The sequence below is a fragment of the Pseudanabaena sp. PCC 9330 genome, assembly GCF_055795045.1.
Window position 1 is genome coordinate 1 of the sequence record NZ_JAYFES010000060.1, and the last position, 241, is coordinate 241.

1 pseudogene is annotated in these 241 nt (G+C 56.0%); it reads right to left on the bottom strand.

Features of this window, described 5'->3' with window-relative positions:
* Positions 1–19 precede the first annotated feature (19 nt).
* Positions 20–241 (bottom strand): annotated as a pseudogene (locus tag AC0QKW_RS02765) (transposase); the annotation flags it as partial.

Here is a 241-nt window from a genome sequence, read left to right on the forward strand (position 1 = left end):
CTGACTGCCTGACACATCTTTATGCGGCCTCCCAAGGCGGTAGTTGGCAGCGCAAGGACTGGATTCTAGAGAACCAGATGCGGTCATAATATCGGGCTTCCGCTTTTTTGGAGGCAAAACAGGGTTCAGGGTCAACAGTGAACAGGGCGCTGGGTTTGAGCAATCGACGCCCTTTGTTGACAGCCCCCTTGAGCCAGCGGAGGCCGATGTTGAGATAGCTGATGCCCCGCGTCCAATGAGG